Source organism: Amycolatopsis endophytica (genome assembly GCF_013410405.1).
GTDB lineage: Bacteria > Actinomycetota > Actinomycetes > Mycobacteriales > Pseudonocardiaceae > Amycolatopsis_E > Amycolatopsis_E endophytica.
On sequence record NZ_JACCFK010000001.1, the window covers coordinates 3,772,290 to 3,788,943 of the forward strand.

The window sequence follows — 16,654 nt, forward strand, 5'->3', positions numbered from 1 at the left end:
GGAACTGATTAGTGCGTCAGGATCTTGCCGAGGAAGTCCTTGGCCCGGTCCGACTTCGGCTTCGTGAAGAACTCGTCCGGCGAGGCGTCCTCGACGATTTCCCCGTCGGACATGAACACGACGCGGTTGGCCGCGCGGCGGGCGAAGCCCATCTCGTGCGTGACCACGAGCATCGTCATGCCGTCCTTGGCCAGCCCGGTCATGGTGTCCAGCACCTCCTGGACCATTTCCGGGTCCAGCGCCGAGGTGGGTTCGTCGAACAGCATCACCTTCGGCTTCATCGCCAGTGCACGCGCGATCGCCGCACGCTGCTGCTGGCCGCCGGAGAGCTGCGCCGGGTACTTCTGTGCCTGGTTGGCGATGCCCACCCGCTCCAGCAGTTCCATCGCCGTCCTGCGCGCCTCGTCCTGGCCCAGCTTGCGGACCTTGACCGGCGCGAGCATGACGTTCTCGACGATGGTCTTGTGCGCGAACAGGTTGAACGACTGGAACACCATGCCCACCTCGGCGCGCAGCGCGGCCAGCGCCTTGCCCTCGGCGGGCAGCGGCTGCCCGTCCACCGAGATCTCGCCGGAGTTGATCGGCTCCAGCCGGTTGATCGCGCGGCACAGCGTGGACTTGCCCGACCCCGACGGCCCGAGCACGACCACCACCTGGCCCCTGGGCACCTCGAGGTTGATGTCCTTGAGCACGTGCAGGTCACCGAAGAACTTGTTCACGCCCGCAGCCTTGATCATCGCTGGTGACGTAGGTGTGCTCATCTGCCCTCCATTGCCCGGCTCACTCGGCGATCTAACACCGTGACGCGGCCCCGCGCCCGTAAATCGAATCAAACGCAACCTAGGTGTCATCCGTTCTGCCCGTTCTCGACGGACGGTGACCCCGGGTGCCGGTTACTGTAGTCAGGCGGTCGGCCCAGCTCGGACGGGGTCGCTTCCCTCGAAAGGGGCATACCGCTGCGCTCGGGGTCATCACAGCCGATACTCGGCTCGTGACCGTACGCAACCTCCGCACCGTCGCCGCCGGGCTCGCGCTGGGCGCGGCGCTGTGCACACTCGCCGCTCCCGCCGCCCACGCCGACGGGGTGAGCCTCAAAGCCGGCCCCTATCCGACGCAGGCGGACTGCCAGTCGCAACTGCCGTCCTGGCCGGGGCACATCTGCACGTTCATCCCGGATCTCCTCCCCGGCCCGATCCCGGAGGGCTGGTACGTCGCGCAGCAGACCTGACGCGCGCGAAGGCGGGCAACCTCGAAGAGCTACGCTGGGAGCCGTCATGGCTTGTCTTACCAGCGAACACGGTGCCCGATGAACGGTGGCAAAAGTTACCAGATCCGTACGTTCGGCTGCCAGATGAACGTGCACGACTCCGAGCGCCTCGCGGGGCAGCTGGAGGCGGCGGGCTACGTTCCGGCGGCCGCGGACGACGCGCCCGACCTCGTCGTGTTCAACACGTGCGCGGTGCGGGAGAACGCGGACAACAAGCTCTACGGCACCCTCGGGCACCTCCGCCCGGCCAAGGACGCCAACCCCGGTATGCAGATCGCGGTCGGCGGCTGCCTGGCGCAGAAGGACCGCGGCGAGATCGTCAAGCGCGCGCCGTGGGTCGACGTCGTGTTCGGCACCCACAACCTGGGTGCGCTGCCGGTGCTGCTGGAGCGAGCGCGGCACAACGCCGAGGCCGAGGTGGAGATCCTCGAATCGCTCGAGACGTTCCCCTCGACGCTGCCCGCCCGGCGCGAGTCGGCGTATTCCGGTTGGGTCTCGATTTCCGTGGGCTGCAACAACACCTGCACGTTCTGCATCGTGCCCTCGCTGCGGGGCAAGGAACGCGACCGGCGGCCCGGTGAGATCCTGTCCGAGGTCGAGGCGCTCGTCGCCGAGGGCGTGCTGGAAGTGACGTTGCTGGGTCAGAACGTCAACTCCTACGGCGTCGAGTTCGGTGAGCGGGACGCGTTCTCCCAGCTGCTGCGGGCCTGCGGCACGATCGACGGACTGGAGCGGGTCCGGTTCACCTCACCGCACCCGGCCGCGTTCACCGACGACGTCATCGACGCGATGGCCGACACTCCGAACGTCTGCCCGCAGCTGCACATGCCGCTGCAGTCCGGTTCCGACCGGGTGCTGCGCGAAATGCGCCGCTCCTACCGGTCCGCCCGGTTCCTGTCCATTCTGGACAAGGTGCGCGCGCGGATCCCGGACGCCGCCATCACCACCGACATCATCGTCGGGTTCCCCGGCGAGACCGAAGAGGACTTCCAGGCCACCCTCGACGTCGTGCGTGCGGCCCGGTTCTCCAGCGCGTTCACCTTCCAGTACTCGAAGCGCCCCGGCACACCGGCCGCGGAGCTGCCGGACCAGCTGCCCAAGCAGGTCGTGCAGGAGCGCTACGACCGGCTGGTCGAGCTGGTCAACGAGATCGCCTGGGACGAGAACAAGAAGCTGGTGGGGCGCAAGGTCGAGCTGCTCGTCGCCGAGGGCGAGGGCCGCAAGGACTCCGAGACGCGGCGGATGAGCGGGCGGGCCCGCGACGGCCGTCTCGTGCACTTCACCCCCGCCGGGAGCGCGATCGACCGCGCGGTGCGGCCGGGCGACATCGTCGAAACCGTGATCACCTACGGCGCGCCGCACCATCTGGTCGCCGACGGTGAGCTGTTGTCACACCGGCGCACGCGAGCCGGCGACAACGTGGAGGCGGGACGACGGCCCAGGACCGACGGGGTGAGCCTCGGGCTGCCCTCGTTCGGTGCCCCGGCGCCCCAGCCGGTGACGACGGGCGGGTGCGGACGGTGAGCGAGTACGAGCAGCTGGGCTCCGACGTCGATGAGGTCGTGACGAAGGCATCCCGGACAGTCGAGCTGGGCAGGCGCGGCTTCGTCATCGCCGTGCTGGTGTTCGTGCTGCTCGTGGGACAGCTGCTGCCGTGGGTCGGCGATCACGTCGGCTGGCAGGTGCTGCTCGGGCAGGGTGGCGGTATCCCGCAGCTGTTCGCGGTCACCTCCAGCGGGATCGGCGTGCTGGCCTCGGCGCTGACCCTGATGACCCGGCGCTGGTGGCTGTCGTGGGTGTGCGCGATGGGCGGCTGGTTCGCCTCCGTCGACGGGCTGCTGGCGATCTGGTCGCAGCAGTCGTCAGTGGCCAACGGCGCGACCGGCGGCGGCCCCGGCATCGGCATGGTCATCGCCCTGGTCGCGATGATCCTGCTCGCCGCCCAGTGGATGCGCACCGCCTGGTCCCGCACCTGACGCGAACCGCGGCGCCAGTGCCCGCGCGAGCCTGCGGAACAGGGTGACGTGCGGGTTGCGGTCCCCGGCCCTGGTCGCGAGCACGCTGTGCTCCCACGACGCGTCCACGACCGGCACGCACACCGTGCCCGGCCAGCGGTAGAAGCGCGCGAACGAGCTGAGCGCCGAGCCCGCGCCGCGCCCGGCGGCCGCGCTCATCAGGACCTCCTGCGGCGTCACCGCGTGGTCGGGTCCCGGCCGCGGCGCCTCGCCGCCGCGCGCCTCGGTGAAGTACAGGTAGTCGCTGAACGGCTGTGGCGTGTGCGACGGCAAGGCGACGAACGGCAGGTCCAGGACGTCGGCCAGCCGCAGCTCGGGCGCCGTGGCCAGGTCGGAACGCGCCCCGATGACCACGATGCGGGCCTCGGTCGTCAGCACGTCGACGGTGACCCGCTCGTCGGTCACCGCGGGGCGCACGAAGGCGACGTCGACCCGGTGCTCCAGCAGGGCGCTCGTGTGCTGGGTGAAGGTGAGCGCCTCCAGCCTGAGGTCGACGTGCGGGCGCAGGTGCCGGAACGCGGCGATCACGGCCGGGGTCAGCTCGGCCGAACCGTGCCCCATCACGCCGATGCGCAGGGTGTTCTCGTCGGTGAGGGTGGCCAGGTCCTCGATCGCGGCGTTGGCGGCGTCGACCAGGCCACGCGCGTGCCCCAGGAAGCGCTGGCCCGCCGGGGTGAGCCGCACGGGGGAGCGCTCGAACAGCGGGACGCCCAGCTCGCGTTCCAGCTGCTGGACGTGGGCGGTCACCGCGGGCGGGGACAGGAACAGGCGCGCCGCGGCCCGGCCGAAGTGCCCTTCCTCGGCCACCGCCAGGAAGGACGAAAGGCGGCGCAGATCCACCCCCCGACGGTAAGCCGCCACCCCCGCTCCCGCCAAGGTGATCTCGCCCGGCCCACCGTGTTGGCCGCCCCGGTCGCCGTGTTGGCCGTTCCCGGCGTCGTGTTGGCCGCCCCGGTCGTCGTGTTGGCCGTTGCGGTCGCCGTGTTGGCCGCTCCGGGCGCCGTGTTGGCCGTTCCGGGTGGTGGCCGGGGCCGGGCACCGGCGTTCGGGAATCGTGAACGGGCCGGTTCGCGCGCGCCCGTGCGGGTTAGAACCTGGGCATGACCGAGAGTGCCGTGCTGCCCGCGACCCGGCGGGCGTGGCCGAGGGCGGCCTGGCTGATCACCGCCGCGGGCTGGGGCGCCAACCAGTTCTCGCCGCTGCTGGGTGCCTACCGCCGGGAGATGGGCCTGTCCGCGGCGACGGTGACGGGGTTGTTCGCGATCTACGTCGTCGGGCTGGTGCCCGGCCTGCTGATGGGCGGCCCTGGCGCGGACCGCTACGGGCGGCGGCCGGTCGTGATCGGCGCGGTGGTCCTGTCGGTGCTGGCGACCGGCGCGCTGCTGCTGGGCGAGGTCGGCACGGTATGGCTGGGGGTGGGCCGGTTCGCGTCCGGCTTCGCGATGGGTGCGGTGCTGGCCGCCGGCAGCGCGTGGGTGAAGGAGCTGTCCCACCCGCCGCATGACGATGCCGTCGAGGGGACGGGCGCGCGGCGGGCCAGTCTGTTCCTGTCCGGCGGGTTCGGGATCGGCGGCCTGGTCGCGGCGCTGATCGCGCAGTGGGCGCCCCTGGACCTGGCCTACCTGCCGCACCTCGTGTTGTCCGTGGTCGCGGTGGTGGCGGCGCTGCGTGTGCCCGAGACCGCGCCGTCGGTGGTGGCGGGGAAACGGGAAACCGGAATCCGGGACCCCCGGTTCCGGCGGATGGTCGTGCCGGTGGCGCCGTGGGTTTTCGCCGCGCCCGCCACCGGGTTCGCCATCCTGCCGTCGGTGGTCGAGTCACGTCTCGGGGATGCCGAGACCGTGTTCGCCGGCGTCGCGATCGCCGTGGTGCTGGGTTTCGGACTGCTGGTCCAGCCGGTCGGCAGGCAGCTCGCGGCACGGTCGATCCTGCTTCCGGCGCTGGCCGGGCTGGCCGCGACCGGAACGGGGATGCTGATCGGCGTCGCGGCGGCGGTGACCGAGCAGCCGGTGCTCGCGCTGGTCGCGGACGCCGCGCTGGGCTGCGGCTACGGCCTGTGCGTCACGTTCGGGCTCACCGAGATCGCGCGGATCGCTCCACCCGGCGGCCTGGCCCGGCTCGCGTCGGTGTTCTGGGCGCTGACCTACATCGGGTTCTGCGCGCCGTACATCTTCGCGCTCCTGACGCAGGTCACGACGCCGCCGGTGATCCTGGGGTGCGCCGCGGCACTGGCGTTCCTGACCGGCGCGGGTGTGGCGCTGCGCCACCGGAGCGCCACTACAGAACGCACCAACCGCGGGTGACCCGGACCGAGGAACCCGGAACCGTGCCGCTCGGAAGACACGCACCGCGGTGGCCTTCCGGGGAATATGCCCACCGCCGAGGCACTGTGGGCATTGACGATTCGTGCGCGCTCGGCAGTTGCCCGTGGAGATGCGCACGGAGATTGCTGTTCGCGACGGACGCGTGGGCGAGCCGGACGGTCCTCGACGAGCCGATGCCGTACCACCGCTGGGGTCTGACACAGACGTCGTACCCGGACCCCGGCTCGCTCGGCATCGACGTCGACGCCCGTCCCTCGCTCGACGAGGTGCTGGAAGCCCGCGCCGGCCGGATGTCCGTGGTACGCCGGATCGTCGGCACCCTGACCGACGCCGAACTGTCCCGCCTCTGCGCGCGACCACCGGCGCCCGGCTACCCCGGACAACCGCGTCCGGTGTCCCGCTGCCTGCGCGTGGTGATGAACGAGGAGTGCGAGCACCGCCGCTACGCCGAACGCGACCTCGCCGTCCTCGCAGCCCGCTCATGACAACGGCCCCTCCAGCGGGAGGGGCCGTCATCACCACGAAATCAGCGGTCCGCGACCGCCTGCTCGGCGGCCTGCATCCACTCCCGCCACTGGGCCGCCTGCTCGTCGGCCTTCTTCGCGCGTCGCTCGTCCCCGGCGGCCCTGGCCTTCGCGGCCTGCGCCTCGAACTGCTCGACCCGCTCCCGGAACTGGGCGGCGCGTGCCTGGGCTTCCGGGTCGGTCCGGCGCCACTGGCTCTCCTCGACCTCGCGGATCCGGTCCTGCACCGACTTCAACCTGCCGTCCAGCTCGCGGATCCGTTCCCGCGGCACCTTGCCGATCTCGTCCCACTGCTCCTGGATCCGCCGCAGCTGCGCCTTCGCCCCGTCGAGGTTGGTGCCGGGGTCGATCTTCTCCGCCTCGACGAGCAGTTCCTCCTTGCGGGTCGCGTTCGTGGCGAACTCGGCGTCGCGCTCGGAGAAGGTCGCCGAGCGGCGGGAGAAGAACGCGTCCTGCGCGGCGCGGAACCGCTGCCACAGCGCGTCGTCGGCCTCCTTGGGCGCGCGGCCCGCGGCCTTCCACTCCGTCATGAGATCCTTGTAGCGCCCGGCGGTGGGGCCCCAGTCCGTCGAGTCCGACAGCGCCTCGGCCTCGGCGATCAGCTCCTCCTTGCGGACCTTCGCCGCCGCGCGCTGTTTGTCCAGCTCCGCGAAGTGGGAGCCACGGCGGCGGTTGAACGCCTCGCGGGCCTTGGAAAAGCGCTTCCACAGCTCGTCGTCGGTCTTGCGGTCGACGCCCTTGATCGTCTTCCACTCGTCGAGGATGGCGCGCAACCGGTCACCCGCGGCCTTCCACTGCAGCGACTCGGCGGCGATCTGCTCGGCCTCTTCGGCGAGCCCCTGCTTGCGCCCGACCGCGGCCGCACGGGCCGTCTCGCGCTCCTGCTTCGCCGATGCCAGAGCCTTCTCCGCGTGCGCCACGATCTGCTCGATCCGCGACGAGAGCGCCGCCAGGTCACCGACGACCGCCGCGGTCGGCAGGCTCTCCCGCAGCTGCGTCGCGGTGGACAACGCGTGCTTGGGATCGCCCGCCCCGGACGAGAGGCGGGTGCCGAGCAGTTCGACCTCGGTGCGCAGGTCGTCGAAGCGCCGCGCGTAGTGCAGCAGCCCCTCCTCGGGCGAACCGGCCTGCCACACACCGACGGAGCGTTCCCCCTCGGCCGTCCGGACGTAGACGTTGCCCTCGTCGTCGACCCGGCCCCAGCGGGAGGGGTGCGGCTCGGCGGGCGGGACCGGCGCGCCGTGACCGGCGGGCGTGTGGCCGTGGGGCACCTGGTGGGGTGCCGGGGTGCCGGGGTTCTCGTCGGACATCGCAGGCTCCTTATCGCCTGTCGGCCCGCCGGGTGGCGGGCGCCCCGCGGGTGCGCGGGGCCGGGTCATGCGGGTATCGATCCCTCTGGCCGCATTCAAGCAGTTCAGCGCCGCTCGTGGTACTCGGTTGGGGAGTCGGAGCGGGTGATTCTACTTCCGGGCGGCGTGGGATCGCTGTGATCGTCGGTCTCGCTGCTCTCCGTGTCCACGGTCTGCCCGAGAGTGGCTGCCGGTAACCTCGACGGGTGTGATCGTGCAAGCCGTGGTGGTACCGCAGCCCCCGTTGCTCCTGCCGGCCTTGTCGCCGGGCGCGAACGCCGAGCTGGAGGCGTTGCGAGCGGCCTGCGTCCGCGCGGTCCGGGGTCTCGCCGCTGTCACCCGGGAGTGGGTCGCGGTCGGCGCCGGTGACCACGAACGGGTCATCGAAGGTGTCTGCGGGACGTTCCGCGGATACGGAGCGGACGTGCCGGTGCGCCTTTCGCGTGACGCCGTCACTCCCGAAGTCCTCCCGTTGCCCGCGCTCGTCGCGGGCTGGTTGCGTGAGCAGGCGGGCGCGGAATCCGTGCGCGTGCACCTGGCCGACGGCGATCCGGCCGACTGCGAGCGCCTGGGCAAACGCCTGGCCCACGGTGAGTGCACCGGCCTGCTCGTCCTCGCCGACGGCTCGAACCGGCACGGCCCGAAATCGCCTGGCAGCGAGGACGAACGAGCCCCCGGCTTCGACGACGCCATCGCCCGTGCGCTGGAGAACGCCGACACCGCCGCGCTGCGGGCGCTGGACCCGGCGCTCGCCACGGAGCTGGGCGCGGGCGGCCGGGCGCCGTGGCAGGCACTGGCCGGTACGGGCGATGACTGGCGCGGCGGACTGCTCTACTCCGCCGCCCCGTTCGGCGTCGGCTACCACGTCGCGGTGTGGGAGCGCGGGTGAGGCCGATCGCCGTCGTCGGCCCCACCGCGACCGGGAAGTCCGACCTCGCCATCACGATCGCCCGCGCGGTCGGCGGTGAGGTCGTCAACGCCGACGCCCTGCAGCTCTACCGCGGCATGGACATCGGGACCGCCAAGGTCCCCGAGCACGAGCGCCAAAGCGTCCCGCACCACCTGCTCGACGTACTGGACGTCACCGAGACCGCCTCCGTCGCGGCCTACCAGCGCGACGCCCGCGCCGTCATCGAGCGCCTGCTGGAGCGCGGCACGGTGCCGGTGCTGACCGGCGGGTCCGGCCTCTACGTGCAGGCCGTGCTGGACGACCTGCGCTTCCCCGGCACCGATCCGGCGGTGCGGGCGAGACTGGAAACCGAGGCGGCCGAGGCGGGCACCGGCGCCCTGTACAGCCGCCTGAGCACGCTCGACCCGGTCGCGGCCACGGCGATCCTGCCGACCAACACGCGCCGGATCGTGCGGGCGCTGGAGGTCATCGAGATCACCGGAGAGCCGTTCTCCGCGAACATGCCCAAGCCCGGCCCGGCGCGCTACGGCACCGTGCTGGTCGGCGTCGACCGGGAGACCGCGGACCTCGACCGGCGGGTCGAGGTCCGCGTGGACCGCATGTTCGCCGCCGGTCTCGTCGGCGAGGTCGAGACACTCGTGGAGCGCGGGCTGCGCGAGGGCAGGACGGCTTCGCGGGCGCTGGGTTACCAGCAGGTGCTCGACGAGCTGGACGGCGAACGGGATTTCCCCGCCGCGGCCGGCGCGACTAAGCAGGCGACGCGGCGATTCGTTCGCAGGCAACGATCCTGGTTCCGCCGGGACGCCCGGATCCGCTGGTTCGACGGCGCTGATCTCGACCTGGCCGAGCGGGTGCTCGCCGCGGCGGCCCAGTAGTCTGATCGGGTGGCAATCGAGTTCCTCAAGGGGCATGGCACCCAGAACGACTTCGTGGTGCTCCCCGACCCCGACGGCCGGCTGGACCTGACGGCCGGCCGGGTCGCGGCGTTGTGCGACCGGCAGCGCGGGCTCGGTGCCGACGGCGTCCTGCGGGTGGTCCGTACCGAGGCGATCGGCCTTGCCGGTGACGGCGAATGGTTCATGGACTACCGCAACGCCGACGGGTCCATCGCCGAGATGTGCGGCAACGGCACGCGGGTGTTCGCGCGGTACCTCGTCGACAACGGCCTGGTGCCGGCCCGCGAGTTCGTGATCGGTACCCGCGCGGGTGACCGGCCGGTGGTGGTGCACCCCGATCTGTCGGTGACGGTGCAGATGGGGCCCGCCACGATCACCGGCGCGTCCGTGGCGATCGTGGATGGGCGCAACTTCTCCGGCGTGGCCGTCGACGTGGGCAACCCGCACCTGGTGTCCGTTGTGGACGAAGACGTCGACGCGCTGGACCTGACCCGCGCGCCGCGCTACGACAACGACTTCTTCCCCGAGGGCGTGAACCTGGAGTTCATCAACCCGCTCGGCGAGCAGCGCCTCAAGATGCGGGTGTACGAACGGGGAGTGGGCGAGACCCGCGCGTGCGGCACCGGCACGGTCGCGGCGGTCGCGGCCGCGCTGCACCTGGCGGGCACCGACACCGGGAAGTCCGCTGTGGACATTCCCGGCGGCAGGGTCGAGGTCACCGTGGAGCGGGGGGCATCGACGCTGACGGGTCCGGCGGAGTTCGTGGCGCGGGGTGAGCTGGATCCGGCGTGGTGGGAGAAGGCGGGCTGACCGGCAGGTCCCGCATCTTCCGCAACGGCGAGGCCAGCACCGGCAGCATCGTCACCGACATCAGCGCGCATCCGGTCCACACGGTGGCGCGGACGCCGATCAGCTCACCGAGCGCGCCGCCGGCCAGTCCGCCCAGCGGCATCGTGCCCCACACCACGAACCGGACGGTCGCGTTCATGCGCCCGAGCAGCCGTTCGGGGCAGATCGCCTGCCGGTAGCTGACCTGCGCGACGTTGTAGATGATGATGCCGTACCCGCTGGCGGCCAGGCCCAGCACGCCGAGCGTCACCGGCCAGCCGGGTTGCGACAGGGGCAGCAGGAGCTGCAGCGGCCAGGTCACCAGCGGCACCAGCCAGATCGCCCTGGCCTGGCCGATCATCCGCGTCCAGAACCCGGCGGTGAGCGCGCCGAGGACGGCGCCGGCGCCGCCGGCCGCGAGGACCAGGCCCACCGCGGACGGGCTCAGGCGCAGGTCCCTGGTGAGGAACAGGACCTGCATCGAGATCACGATCGTCCCGGCGAAGTTGCCGGTCGCCGTGCACAGCGTGATGGCCCGCAGCGTGGGGTTGCCGAACACGAACCGCAGACCCTCCGCGATCTGGGCCCGCAGCGGGGAGCCGTCGTGCGGTGCGGGTTCCGGTTCGGGGGTCCGGATGCGCAGCAGGAACAGCCCCGACGCGAGGTAGCCGAGCCCGGTCGCGAGCACCGCGTTCGCGGCGCCGGCCAGCTGCACCAGCCCACCCGCGATCCCCGGGCCGGTGACCTGTGCGACGGACTGGCTGGACTGCAGCTTCGCGTTGCCCTCCAGCAGGTGTTCCCGGCCGACCAGCGACGGCAGGTAGGACTGGTAGGAGATGTCGAAGAACACCGTGCCGACGCTGACCAGCAGCGCGATGACGACCAGGTGCGCCAGCGTGAGCGCCCCGGCCCACCAGGCCACCGGGATGGTCAGCAGCAGCGCGGCGCGGGCGAAGTCGGCGCGCAGCATCAGCGGGCGGCGCTTCACGCGGTCCACCCAGACCCCGGCGGGCAGGCCGATCAGCAGGAACGCGGCGTTCTCGGCCGCGGTGAGCAGGCCCATCTCGCCCGGGGTGGCGGCCAGGACGGTCGCGGCGAGCAGCGGGAGGACGGTCTGCCCGATGAAGTTGCCCGCCTGGCTGATCGTGTCACCGGCCCACAACAGCCGGAAGCCGGAGTGGAACCACAGGGAGTCTCTGCGAGGCACCACGACAGAGTGAACTAGTGATTGGAATCCGTCAATCACTGTTCGTCGTAAGCTGACGCCGTGCGAGAACAGCGACCCGCCACCGAGGCCGAAGCGAACGCCCTGGCCTCCGGAATACGTCTGCGCATCATCCGGTTGACCTATGCGGAAGCGCTGACCAACAAGGAGATCGCGCAGCGCCTGCGGCGGGACCCGGCCACCACGCTGCACCATGTGCGCAAGCTGGTCGACACCGGTTTCCTGGCCCCGCAGCCGGTTCGCCGGGGCAACCGGGGCGCGAAGGAGATCCCGTACCTGTCCACCGGACTGTCCTGGAATCTCTGCGGCGGGCACGGCCGGGCGCTGTCCGAGGCGATGCTGGAGGCATACCTGGCCGAAATCGCCGAGGTCGGCGACGGCGAGCTGGACCAGACCCGCCTGGTGGTCCGCGTCGGCAGGGACGAGCGGACCGAGTTCGAGCGGCGCCTGTACGGCCTGCTGGAGGAATTCCGGGAACGCTCCACCCCGGAGGGCAGCGAACAGTTCGCGATCTACCTGGCGACCTACCCCAGCCGGTAAAGGATTCGGACATTGCCGCGAACCGTGGGACCATGGAAGGACGATGACAGAACTGACCTACACCGACCTCGAAGACTTCGCCGCCGACCCGTCGGCCGGTGAACTGGAACTCTCCGAACGCGCTTCGCTGCGCCGTGTCGCGGGGCTGTCCACGGAACTGTCGGACATCACCGAGGTCGAGTACCGGAAACTTCGCCTCGAACGCGTGGTGCTGGTCGGCGTGTGGACCGAAGGCACCGCGGCACAGTCCGAAGCCTCCCTCGCCGAACTCGCCGCGCTCGCCGAAACCGCGGGCTCCGAAGTGCTCGAAGGTCTCGTGCAGCGCCGTTCCAAGCCCGACCCGGCCACCTACATCGGTTCGGGCAAGGTGCGTGAGCTGTTCGACATCGTCGTCGCCACCGGGGCCGACACGGTCATCTGCGACGGTGAACTCTCGCCCGGCCAGCTGCGTCAGCTGGAGGAGCGGCTCAAGGTCAAGGTGATCGACCGGACCGCGCTGATCCTCGACATCTTCGCCCAGCACGCGCGCTCGCGCGAAGGCAAGGCGCAGGTCGAGCTGGCCCAGCTGCAGTACCTCATCCCGCGGCTGCGCGGCTGGGGTGAGTCGCTGTCCCGGCAGGCCGGTGGCCGTGCCGGCGGTGCGAACGGCGGTGTCGGCCTGCGTGGTCCCGGTGAGACGAAGCTGGAGACCGACCGGCGCCGCATCAACAAGCGCGTGGCGAAGCTGCGCCGCGAGATCGCGTCGATGGACACGATCCGCACGACCAAGCGCGGGCGCCGCGTGGCCAACGAGGTGCCCAGCGTCGCGATCGTCGGCTACACCAACGCGGGCAAGTCCAGCCTGCTCAACGCCATCACCGGCGCCGGTGTCCTGGTGGAGGACGCGTTGTTCGCCACCCTGGACCCGACCACGCGCCGGGCGGCCACGCCGGACGGGCGCACGTTCACGCTGACCGACACCGTCGGGTTCGTGCGGCACCTGCCGCACCAGCTGGTCGACGCGTTCCGCTCGACGCTGGACGAGACGGCCGACGCCGACCTGCTCATGCACGTCGTGGACGGGTCCGATCCGGCCCCGGAGGAGCAGGTCAACGCGGTGCGCCAGGTGCTGGGGGAGATCACCCAGAGCCACGACGGCACGCTGCCGCCGGAGCTGATCGTGATCAACAAGGCGGATGCGGCCGACGAGCTGGCGCTGGTCCGGCTCCGGCACCTGCTGCCGGGCGCGATCGTGGTGTCGGCCAAGACCGGCGAGGGCGTGGACGAGCTGGTCGGGGCGCTCGCGGAGCGGCTGCCGCGGCCCGACGTGGTGGTCGAGGCCTTGGTGCCCTACACCCGCGGCGAGCTGGTGTCCCGGGTGCACGCCGAGGGCGAGGTCCTGGGCGAGGAGCACCTGCCCGAGGGCACCCGTCTGAGTGCACGCGTTCGCCCGGACGTGGCTTCCGCGCTGGAGGCGTACGCCGTCAACGGCTCGCGCGCCTGAGATCGGTACCTTGGCTCGTGTGAGCCTTGGTCGTCTGGCGGTGCCGGTCCTCGTCGTCCTGCTCGTACTCGGGCTGGGGGGACCGGCCGCCGCGGCCGAGGTGCCGTCGCCGGAGCCGGTGTGCTCGGTGACGGACGAGCGGATCACCGAGCTGTCCGGGCTCGTCAGCGACGGCGAGCACTGGTACGCGATCAACGACGGCGGCACGAAGGTGCAGATCTTCGTGCTGGGTCGGGACTGTGCCGTGCAGAAGGTGATCTCCGGGTCGACGGACCCCTATGACGTCGAGGACCTGGCGCGCGCCGCGGACGGCACGTTCTGGCTCTCCGACACCGGGGACAACCGCAAGCAACGCGACACGGTGGCGCTGCTGGCCGTCACGCCGCAGGGCAAGGTGACGCTGTACCGGCTGACCTATCCGGACGGGCAGCACGACGCGGAGGCACTGTTGCTCGACGCGTCGGGCACGCCGTACCTGGTGACGAAGAACCCGCTGGGGGAGGCCGGGATCTACCGTCCGGTGCAGGAGCTGAGCAGCCCCGGCCCCACACCGCTGGAGCGGGTCGGCTCGCTGAACATCAAGTCCACGGACACGCCCGGCGGGCCGGTGGCCGGGTTCGGTTCCGTGCTGGTGACCGGTGGGGCGGTGAGCGCGGACGGCACGGTCGTGGCGTTGCGGACCTACACCGACGCCTACCTGTTCCCCGCGCCCGACCAGGACGTGGCGGCCGCGCTGCGGCGCGAGCCGGTGCGGGTGCCGCTGCCCGACGAGCAGCAGGGGGAGGCGATCGCCTTCGAACCCGATGGCACGTTGCTGTCGGCGTCCGAGGGCTCGGGCCCGATCCGCGCGGTGCACGGCGCGACCTCGCTGGTGCAGAGCTCGCCGGAGGGCGGCGAGGCGGCCGGCGGGGAGGCTTCGGGCGGCTCGTCCGGCACGGGCGGCGTCGACACCGTGCCCGGACTGCTGCTCGCGGTGGTGGTCGCGGGCGGCGTGGTGTTCGCCTGGACGAAGCTGCGGAGCCGCTCGCGCCGCTGATCGTTTCGAACGGACGACCGATTGCCCTGGCTGTTGCGGGCGGTCAGATTGCGCCCGCCACTGGCTCTGCTACGCAGGTTTCACGACGCAGAGTTTCAGAGGCGGCGGATGACGGCGACGACCTTGCCGAGAATGGTGGCCTCGTCGCCGGGGATGGGGTCGTACGCCTCGTTGTGCGGCATCAGCCAGACGTGGCCGTCCCTCTGCTTGAACGTCTTGACGGTCGCCTCGCCGTCGATCATCGCGGCCACGATCTCGCCGTTGTTGGCCGTCGGCTGCTGGCGCACGACCACGAAGTCGCCGTCGGTGATCGCGGCGTCGACCATCGAGTCACCGGTGACGCTGAGCAGGAAGACCTCGCCCTCGCCGACGATGTCCTTCGGCAGCGGGAAGACCTCTTCGATGGACTGCTCGGCCAGCACGGGCCCGCCCGCGGCGATGCGGCCGACCAGCGGCACGTACGCCGGCTTGGGCATGGTCGCGGTCTCGGCCTCGGCCTGCGCGGTCAGCACACCCACCGCGCGCGGGCGGTTGGCGTCGCGGCGCAGGTATCCCTTGCGCTGCAGAGTGCGCAACTGGTGTGACACGGACGAGGTGGACGTCAGCCCGACCGCCTCGCCGATCTCCCGCACGCTGGGCGGGTAACCGAAGCGCTCGATCCAGGCCTTGATGACCTCGAGGATCTGCTGCTGACGAGGGCTCAGGCCCTCCTCGACGTCCTCGGGTTCGGGCAGGGGATGCACATCCCCGAACCGGCCCCCTGGCCTGCGGATCGACTCGCCCGTCTCCTGCGACACCGTGCTGCCTCCCAGCTCTGCCCTGCCGGGGCGCGCACCCGCGCGAACCGGCGCTGTCCGCCTCTGCTGGTCACCCACAGTAGTTCACCGGACCGCAAACATCAAACAACTGTTCGACGACACGCCGGGGCGCGCTCGATTTTGTCGTACCCGGGTGGTACACATTCGCACTGAGGTTCGATAGAACGGTTGTTCGACCGGCGGCCCTGCTCGCCGGCCGGGATCTGCGAGGAGGTTCCGCCATGTCGGTTCTGACGCACGACCAGCGGGTGGTCCGGCGAGCGCCGGAGCAGGCCGCGACCGCGCCCATGCCGCTGCGGCCACGACGGCCGGAGGTCCGCCGCCCGCCGACACGGGCACGTGTGGTCGCCGGCCGCCGTCCCGGTCCGGTCGCCGCGTGCCGGCGCCGCGTGCCGCCGCGCTGGCCGTGGCTCACCGCGGTCGGGGTCGCGGTCGCGCTCGCCGTCACCGGGTTGGGTGTTCTCGCCGGGGCGCTCGCGCCCGGGGTCCCGGAGCGCACGGCCACTGTGGCGGTCGCGCCGGGGGAGACGCTGTGGGATCTGGCGAAGCAGTACGCGCCCGGCAGTGACACGGCGGCCGTGGTCGACCGCATCGAGGAGCTGAACCACCTGCCCGCGGAGTCGGTCGTGCCCGGTCTGTTGCTCACCGTGCCGGTCGGGTCCGGGTCGGTGACGGCCGGGCCGTGAGCCCGGGGAGACCGGCGTGTCACCCAGCCGGGTCGCTTGCGCCCCGCCCGCGTGCGATCTAGTCTCCACCGCTATATCTAGTAGTTACATGGCTGTAGTTGGTCCACAAGTTGGGGTAGACTGAGGACGAGTTGTCCACAGGCGATGGGCGTTCACCCACCGGATATCCACATGTTGATCACCATCCCCTGGCCGTAGCGTGGCGGCCGCGGGGTGATTGGATGTGCGGCCGAGCGACGAGAAGGGAAGGTGTCCGGCGATGCGATGCCCGTTCTGCCGGCACGCCGACTCCCGGGTCGTCGACTCACGGGAGGTGGAGGAGGGGCAGGCCATCCGCCGCAGGCGGTCCTGCTCGGCCTGCGGGCGCCGGTTCACCACGTCCGAGACGATGGTGCTGGCGGTCGTGAAGCGGTCCGGGGTCACCGAGCAGTTCAGCCGGGACAAGGTGGTCCGGGGCGTGCGCCGCGCGTGCCAGGGCAGGCCGGTCGACGACGACGCCCTGCAGCAGCTCGCCCAGCGGGTCGAGGAGTCGATCCGCGCAGCCGGTGTCGCCGAGATCCCGAGCCACGAGGTCGGCCTGGCCATCCTCGGGCCGCTCCGGGAGCTCGACGAGGTCGCCTACCTCCGGTTCGCCAGCGTCTACCGCTCCTTCTCCTCCGTGGAGGACTTCGAAAAGGAGATCGCGGACCTGCGGAAAGCCATGTCGGACAAGCTCGGCGACGAGAGCGCGCACGGGGAGTGACCCCGGCGCGT

Annotated in this window: 18 protein-coding genes; 13 read left to right on the forward strand and 5 right to left on the reverse strand. The window is 71.5% G+C overall.

Annotation, left to right across the window (positions count from 1 at the left end):
* Positions 1–8: 8 nt before the first annotated feature.
* Positions 9–737 carry an amino acid ABC transporter ATP-binding protein gene (locus tag HNR02_RS18665; RefSeq protein ID WP_179775990.1) on the reverse strand — a complete coding sequence of 243 codons (729 nt, stop codon included), beginning with the start codon at positions 735–737 and terminating at the stop codon, positions 9–11.
* A 254-nt stretch (positions 738–991) separates the two neighbouring features.
* Here HNR02_RS18665 and HNR02_RS18670 point away from each other — a divergent pair, with 254 nt between their 5' ends.
* From HNR02_RS18670 to HNR02_RS18680, 3 genes are all read left to right on the forward strand, one after another.
* On the forward strand, positions 992–1,228 hold the full coding sequence (locus HNR02_RS18670) for a hypothetical protein (RefSeq protein WP_179774431.1): 237 nt from the start codon (positions 992–994) through the stop codon (positions 1,226–1,228).
* 78 nt (positions 1,229–1,306) lie between these two features.
* Positions 1,307–2,791 carry a tRNA (N6-isopentenyl adenosine(37)-C2)-methylthiotransferase MiaB gene (gene miaB, locus HNR02_RS18675; RefSeq protein WP_179774432.1) on the forward strand — a complete coding sequence of 495 codons (1,485 nt, stop codon included), beginning with the start codon at positions 1,307–1,309 and terminating at the stop codon, positions 2,789–2,791.
* Positions 2,788–3,243 (forward strand): Rv2732c family membrane protein, encoded by a 456-nt coding sequence (locus tag HNR02_RS18680; RefSeq protein ID WP_312861047.1) that lies wholly within the window; start codon positions 2,788–2,790, stop codon positions 3,241–3,243. The genes miaB and HNR02_RS18680 overlap by 4 nt, the downstream gene beginning before the upstream one ends.
* On the opposite strand, the gene HNR02_RS18685 is transcribed toward HNR02_RS18680, so the two are convergent.
* Positions 3,130–4,122 carry a LysR family transcriptional regulator gene (locus HNR02_RS18685; protein WP_179774434.1) on the reverse strand — a complete coding sequence of 331 codons (993 nt, stop codon included), beginning with the start codon at positions 4,120–4,122 and terminating at the stop codon, positions 3,130–3,132. The genes HNR02_RS18680 and HNR02_RS18685 overlap by 114 nt on opposite strands.
* A gap of 260 nt (positions 4,123–4,382) precedes the next feature.
* Between HNR02_RS18685 and HNR02_RS18690 the strand changes: the two genes are divergently transcribed.
* Together HNR02_RS18690 and HNR02_RS18695 are read left to right on the forward strand one after the other, a co-directional pair.
* Entirely contained in the window at positions 4,383–5,585 is a 1,203-nt protein-coding gene (locus HNR02_RS18690; protein ID WP_218902973.1) for an MFS transporter, read from the forward strand.
* A gap of 143 nt (positions 5,586–5,728) precedes the next feature.
* Positions 5,729–6,091 carry a DinB family protein gene (locus HNR02_RS18695; RefSeq protein ID WP_179774435.1) on the forward strand — a complete coding sequence of 121 codons (363 nt, stop codon included), beginning with the start codon at positions 5,729–5,731 and terminating at the stop codon, positions 6,089–6,091.
* Between the two features lie 41 nt (positions 6,092–6,132).
* On the opposite strand, the gene HNR02_RS18700 is transcribed toward HNR02_RS18695, so the two are convergent.
* Positions 6,133–7,440 carry a DUF349 domain-containing protein gene (locus tag HNR02_RS18700; RefSeq protein ID WP_179774436.1) on the reverse strand — a complete coding sequence of 436 codons (1,308 nt, stop codon included), beginning with the start codon at positions 7,438–7,440 and terminating at the stop codon, positions 6,133–6,135.
* A gap of 247 nt (positions 7,441–7,687) precedes the next feature.
* Here HNR02_RS18700 and HNR02_RS18705 point away from each other — a divergent pair, with 247 nt between their 5' ends.
* From HNR02_RS18705 to dapF, 3 genes are read left to right on the forward strand one after another with little or no spacing between them, the layout of a single operon-like run.
* Positions 7,688–8,368: a class III extradiol ring-cleavage dioxygenase family protein gene (locus tag HNR02_RS18705; protein WP_179774437.1), complete on the forward strand. Its 681-nt coding sequence runs from the start codon at positions 7,688–7,690 to the stop codon at positions 8,366–8,368.
* Positions 8,365–9,264 (forward strand): tRNA (adenosine(37)-N6)-dimethylallyltransferase MiaA, encoded by a 900-nt coding sequence (miaA, locus tag HNR02_RS18710; protein WP_179774438.1) that lies wholly within the window; start codon positions 8,365–8,367, stop codon positions 9,262–9,264. The genes HNR02_RS18705 and miaA overlap by 4 nt, the downstream gene beginning before the upstream one ends.
* Positions 9,265–9,273: 9 nt before the next feature.
* Entirely contained in the window at positions 9,274–10,095 is an 822-nt protein-coding gene (gene dapF, locus HNR02_RS18715) for a diaminopimelate epimerase (protein WP_179774439.1), read from the forward strand.
* Here dapF and HNR02_RS18720 read toward each other — a convergent pair.
* Positions 10,001–11,320 (reverse strand): MFS transporter, encoded by a 1,320-nt coding sequence (locus HNR02_RS18720; protein ID WP_179774440.1) that lies wholly within the window; start codon positions 11,318–11,320, stop codon positions 10,001–10,003. The two genes, dapF and HNR02_RS18720, sit on opposite strands and share 95 nt — an antisense overlap.
* A 102-nt stretch (positions 11,321–11,422) precedes the next feature.
* Between HNR02_RS18720 and HNR02_RS18725 the strand changes: the two genes are divergently transcribed.
* Genes HNR02_RS18725 through HNR02_RS18735 form a run of 3 tightly spaced genes read left to right on the forward strand, consistent with a single transcriptional unit; the run spans position 11,423 to position 14,397 of the window.
* A complete protein-coding gene (locus HNR02_RS18725; RefSeq protein ID WP_179775992.1) occupies positions 11,423–11,878 on the forward strand; it encodes an ArsR/SmtB family transcription factor in 456 nt (151 codons plus the stop codon).
* Positions 11,879–11,921: 43 nt separating this feature from the next.
* A complete protein-coding gene (gene hflX / locus HNR02_RS18730; RefSeq protein WP_179774441.1) occupies positions 11,922–13,361 on the forward strand; it encodes a GTPase HflX in 1,440 nt (479 codons plus the stop codon).
* Positions 13,362–13,380: 19 nt separating this feature from the next.
* A complete protein-coding gene (locus tag HNR02_RS18735) occupies positions 13,381–14,397 on the forward strand; it encodes an SdiA-regulated/phytase-like domain-containing protein (protein WP_376772882.1) in 1,017 nt (338 codons plus the stop codon).
* A gap of 95 nt (positions 14,398–14,492) precedes the next feature.
* Here the strand turns inward: HNR02_RS18735 and lexA are convergent, their stop codons facing one another.
* Positions 14,493–15,194 carry a transcriptional repressor LexA gene (gene lexA, locus HNR02_RS18740; RefSeq protein WP_312861048.1) on the reverse strand — a complete coding sequence of 234 codons (702 nt, stop codon included), beginning with the start codon at positions 15,192–15,194 and terminating at the stop codon, positions 14,493–14,495.
* A gap of 242 nt (positions 15,195–15,436) precedes the next feature.
* Here lexA and HNR02_RS18745 point away from each other — a divergent pair, with 242 nt between their 5' ends.
* Together HNR02_RS18745 and nrdR are read left to right on the forward strand one after the other, a co-directional pair.
* A complete protein-coding gene (locus HNR02_RS18745) occupies positions 15,437–15,901 on the forward strand; it encodes a LysM peptidoglycan-binding domain-containing protein (protein ID WP_179774442.1) in 465 nt (154 codons plus the stop codon).
* A 259-nt stretch (positions 15,902–16,160) separates the two neighbouring features.
* A complete protein-coding gene (nrdR, locus tag HNR02_RS18750) occupies positions 16,161–16,643 on the forward strand; it encodes a transcriptional regulator NrdR (protein WP_179774443.1) in 483 nt (160 codons plus the stop codon).
* The last annotated feature ends 11 nt before the right edge of the window (positions 16,644–16,654 follow it).

What these genes read in the sequence shown, in the direction of transcription:
- hflX (WP_179774441.1), top strand. Translation starts at nt 11,922, where the DNA reads ATGACAGAACTGACCTACACCGACCTCGAAGACTTCGCCGCCGACCCG.
- HNR02_RS18665 (WP_179775990.1), bottom strand. Translation starts at nt 737, where the DNA reads ATGATCAAGGCTGCGGGCGTGAACAAGTTCTTCGGTGACCTGCACGTG.
- nrdR (WP_179774443.1), top strand. Translation starts at nt 16,161, where the DNA reads ATGCGATGCCCGTTCTGCCGGCACGCCGACTCCCGGGTCGTCGACTCA.
- HNR02_RS18700 (WP_179774436.1), bottom strand. Translation starts at nt 7,440, where the DNA reads ATGTCCGACGAGAACCCCGGCACCCCGGCACCCCACCAGGTGCCCCAC.
- HNR02_RS18690 (WP_218902973.1), top strand. Translation starts at nt 4,383, where the DNA reads ATGACCGAGAGTGCCGTGCTGCCCGCGACCCGGCGGGCGTGGCCGAGG.
- HNR02_RS18745 (WP_179774442.1), top strand. Translation starts at nt 15,437, where the DNA reads ATGTCGGTTCTGACGCACGACCAGCGGGTGGTCCGGCGAGCGCCGGAG.
- miaB (WP_179774432.1), top strand. Translation starts at nt 1,307, where the DNA reads ATGAACGGTGGCAAAAGTTACCAGATCCGTACGTTCGGCTGCCAGATG.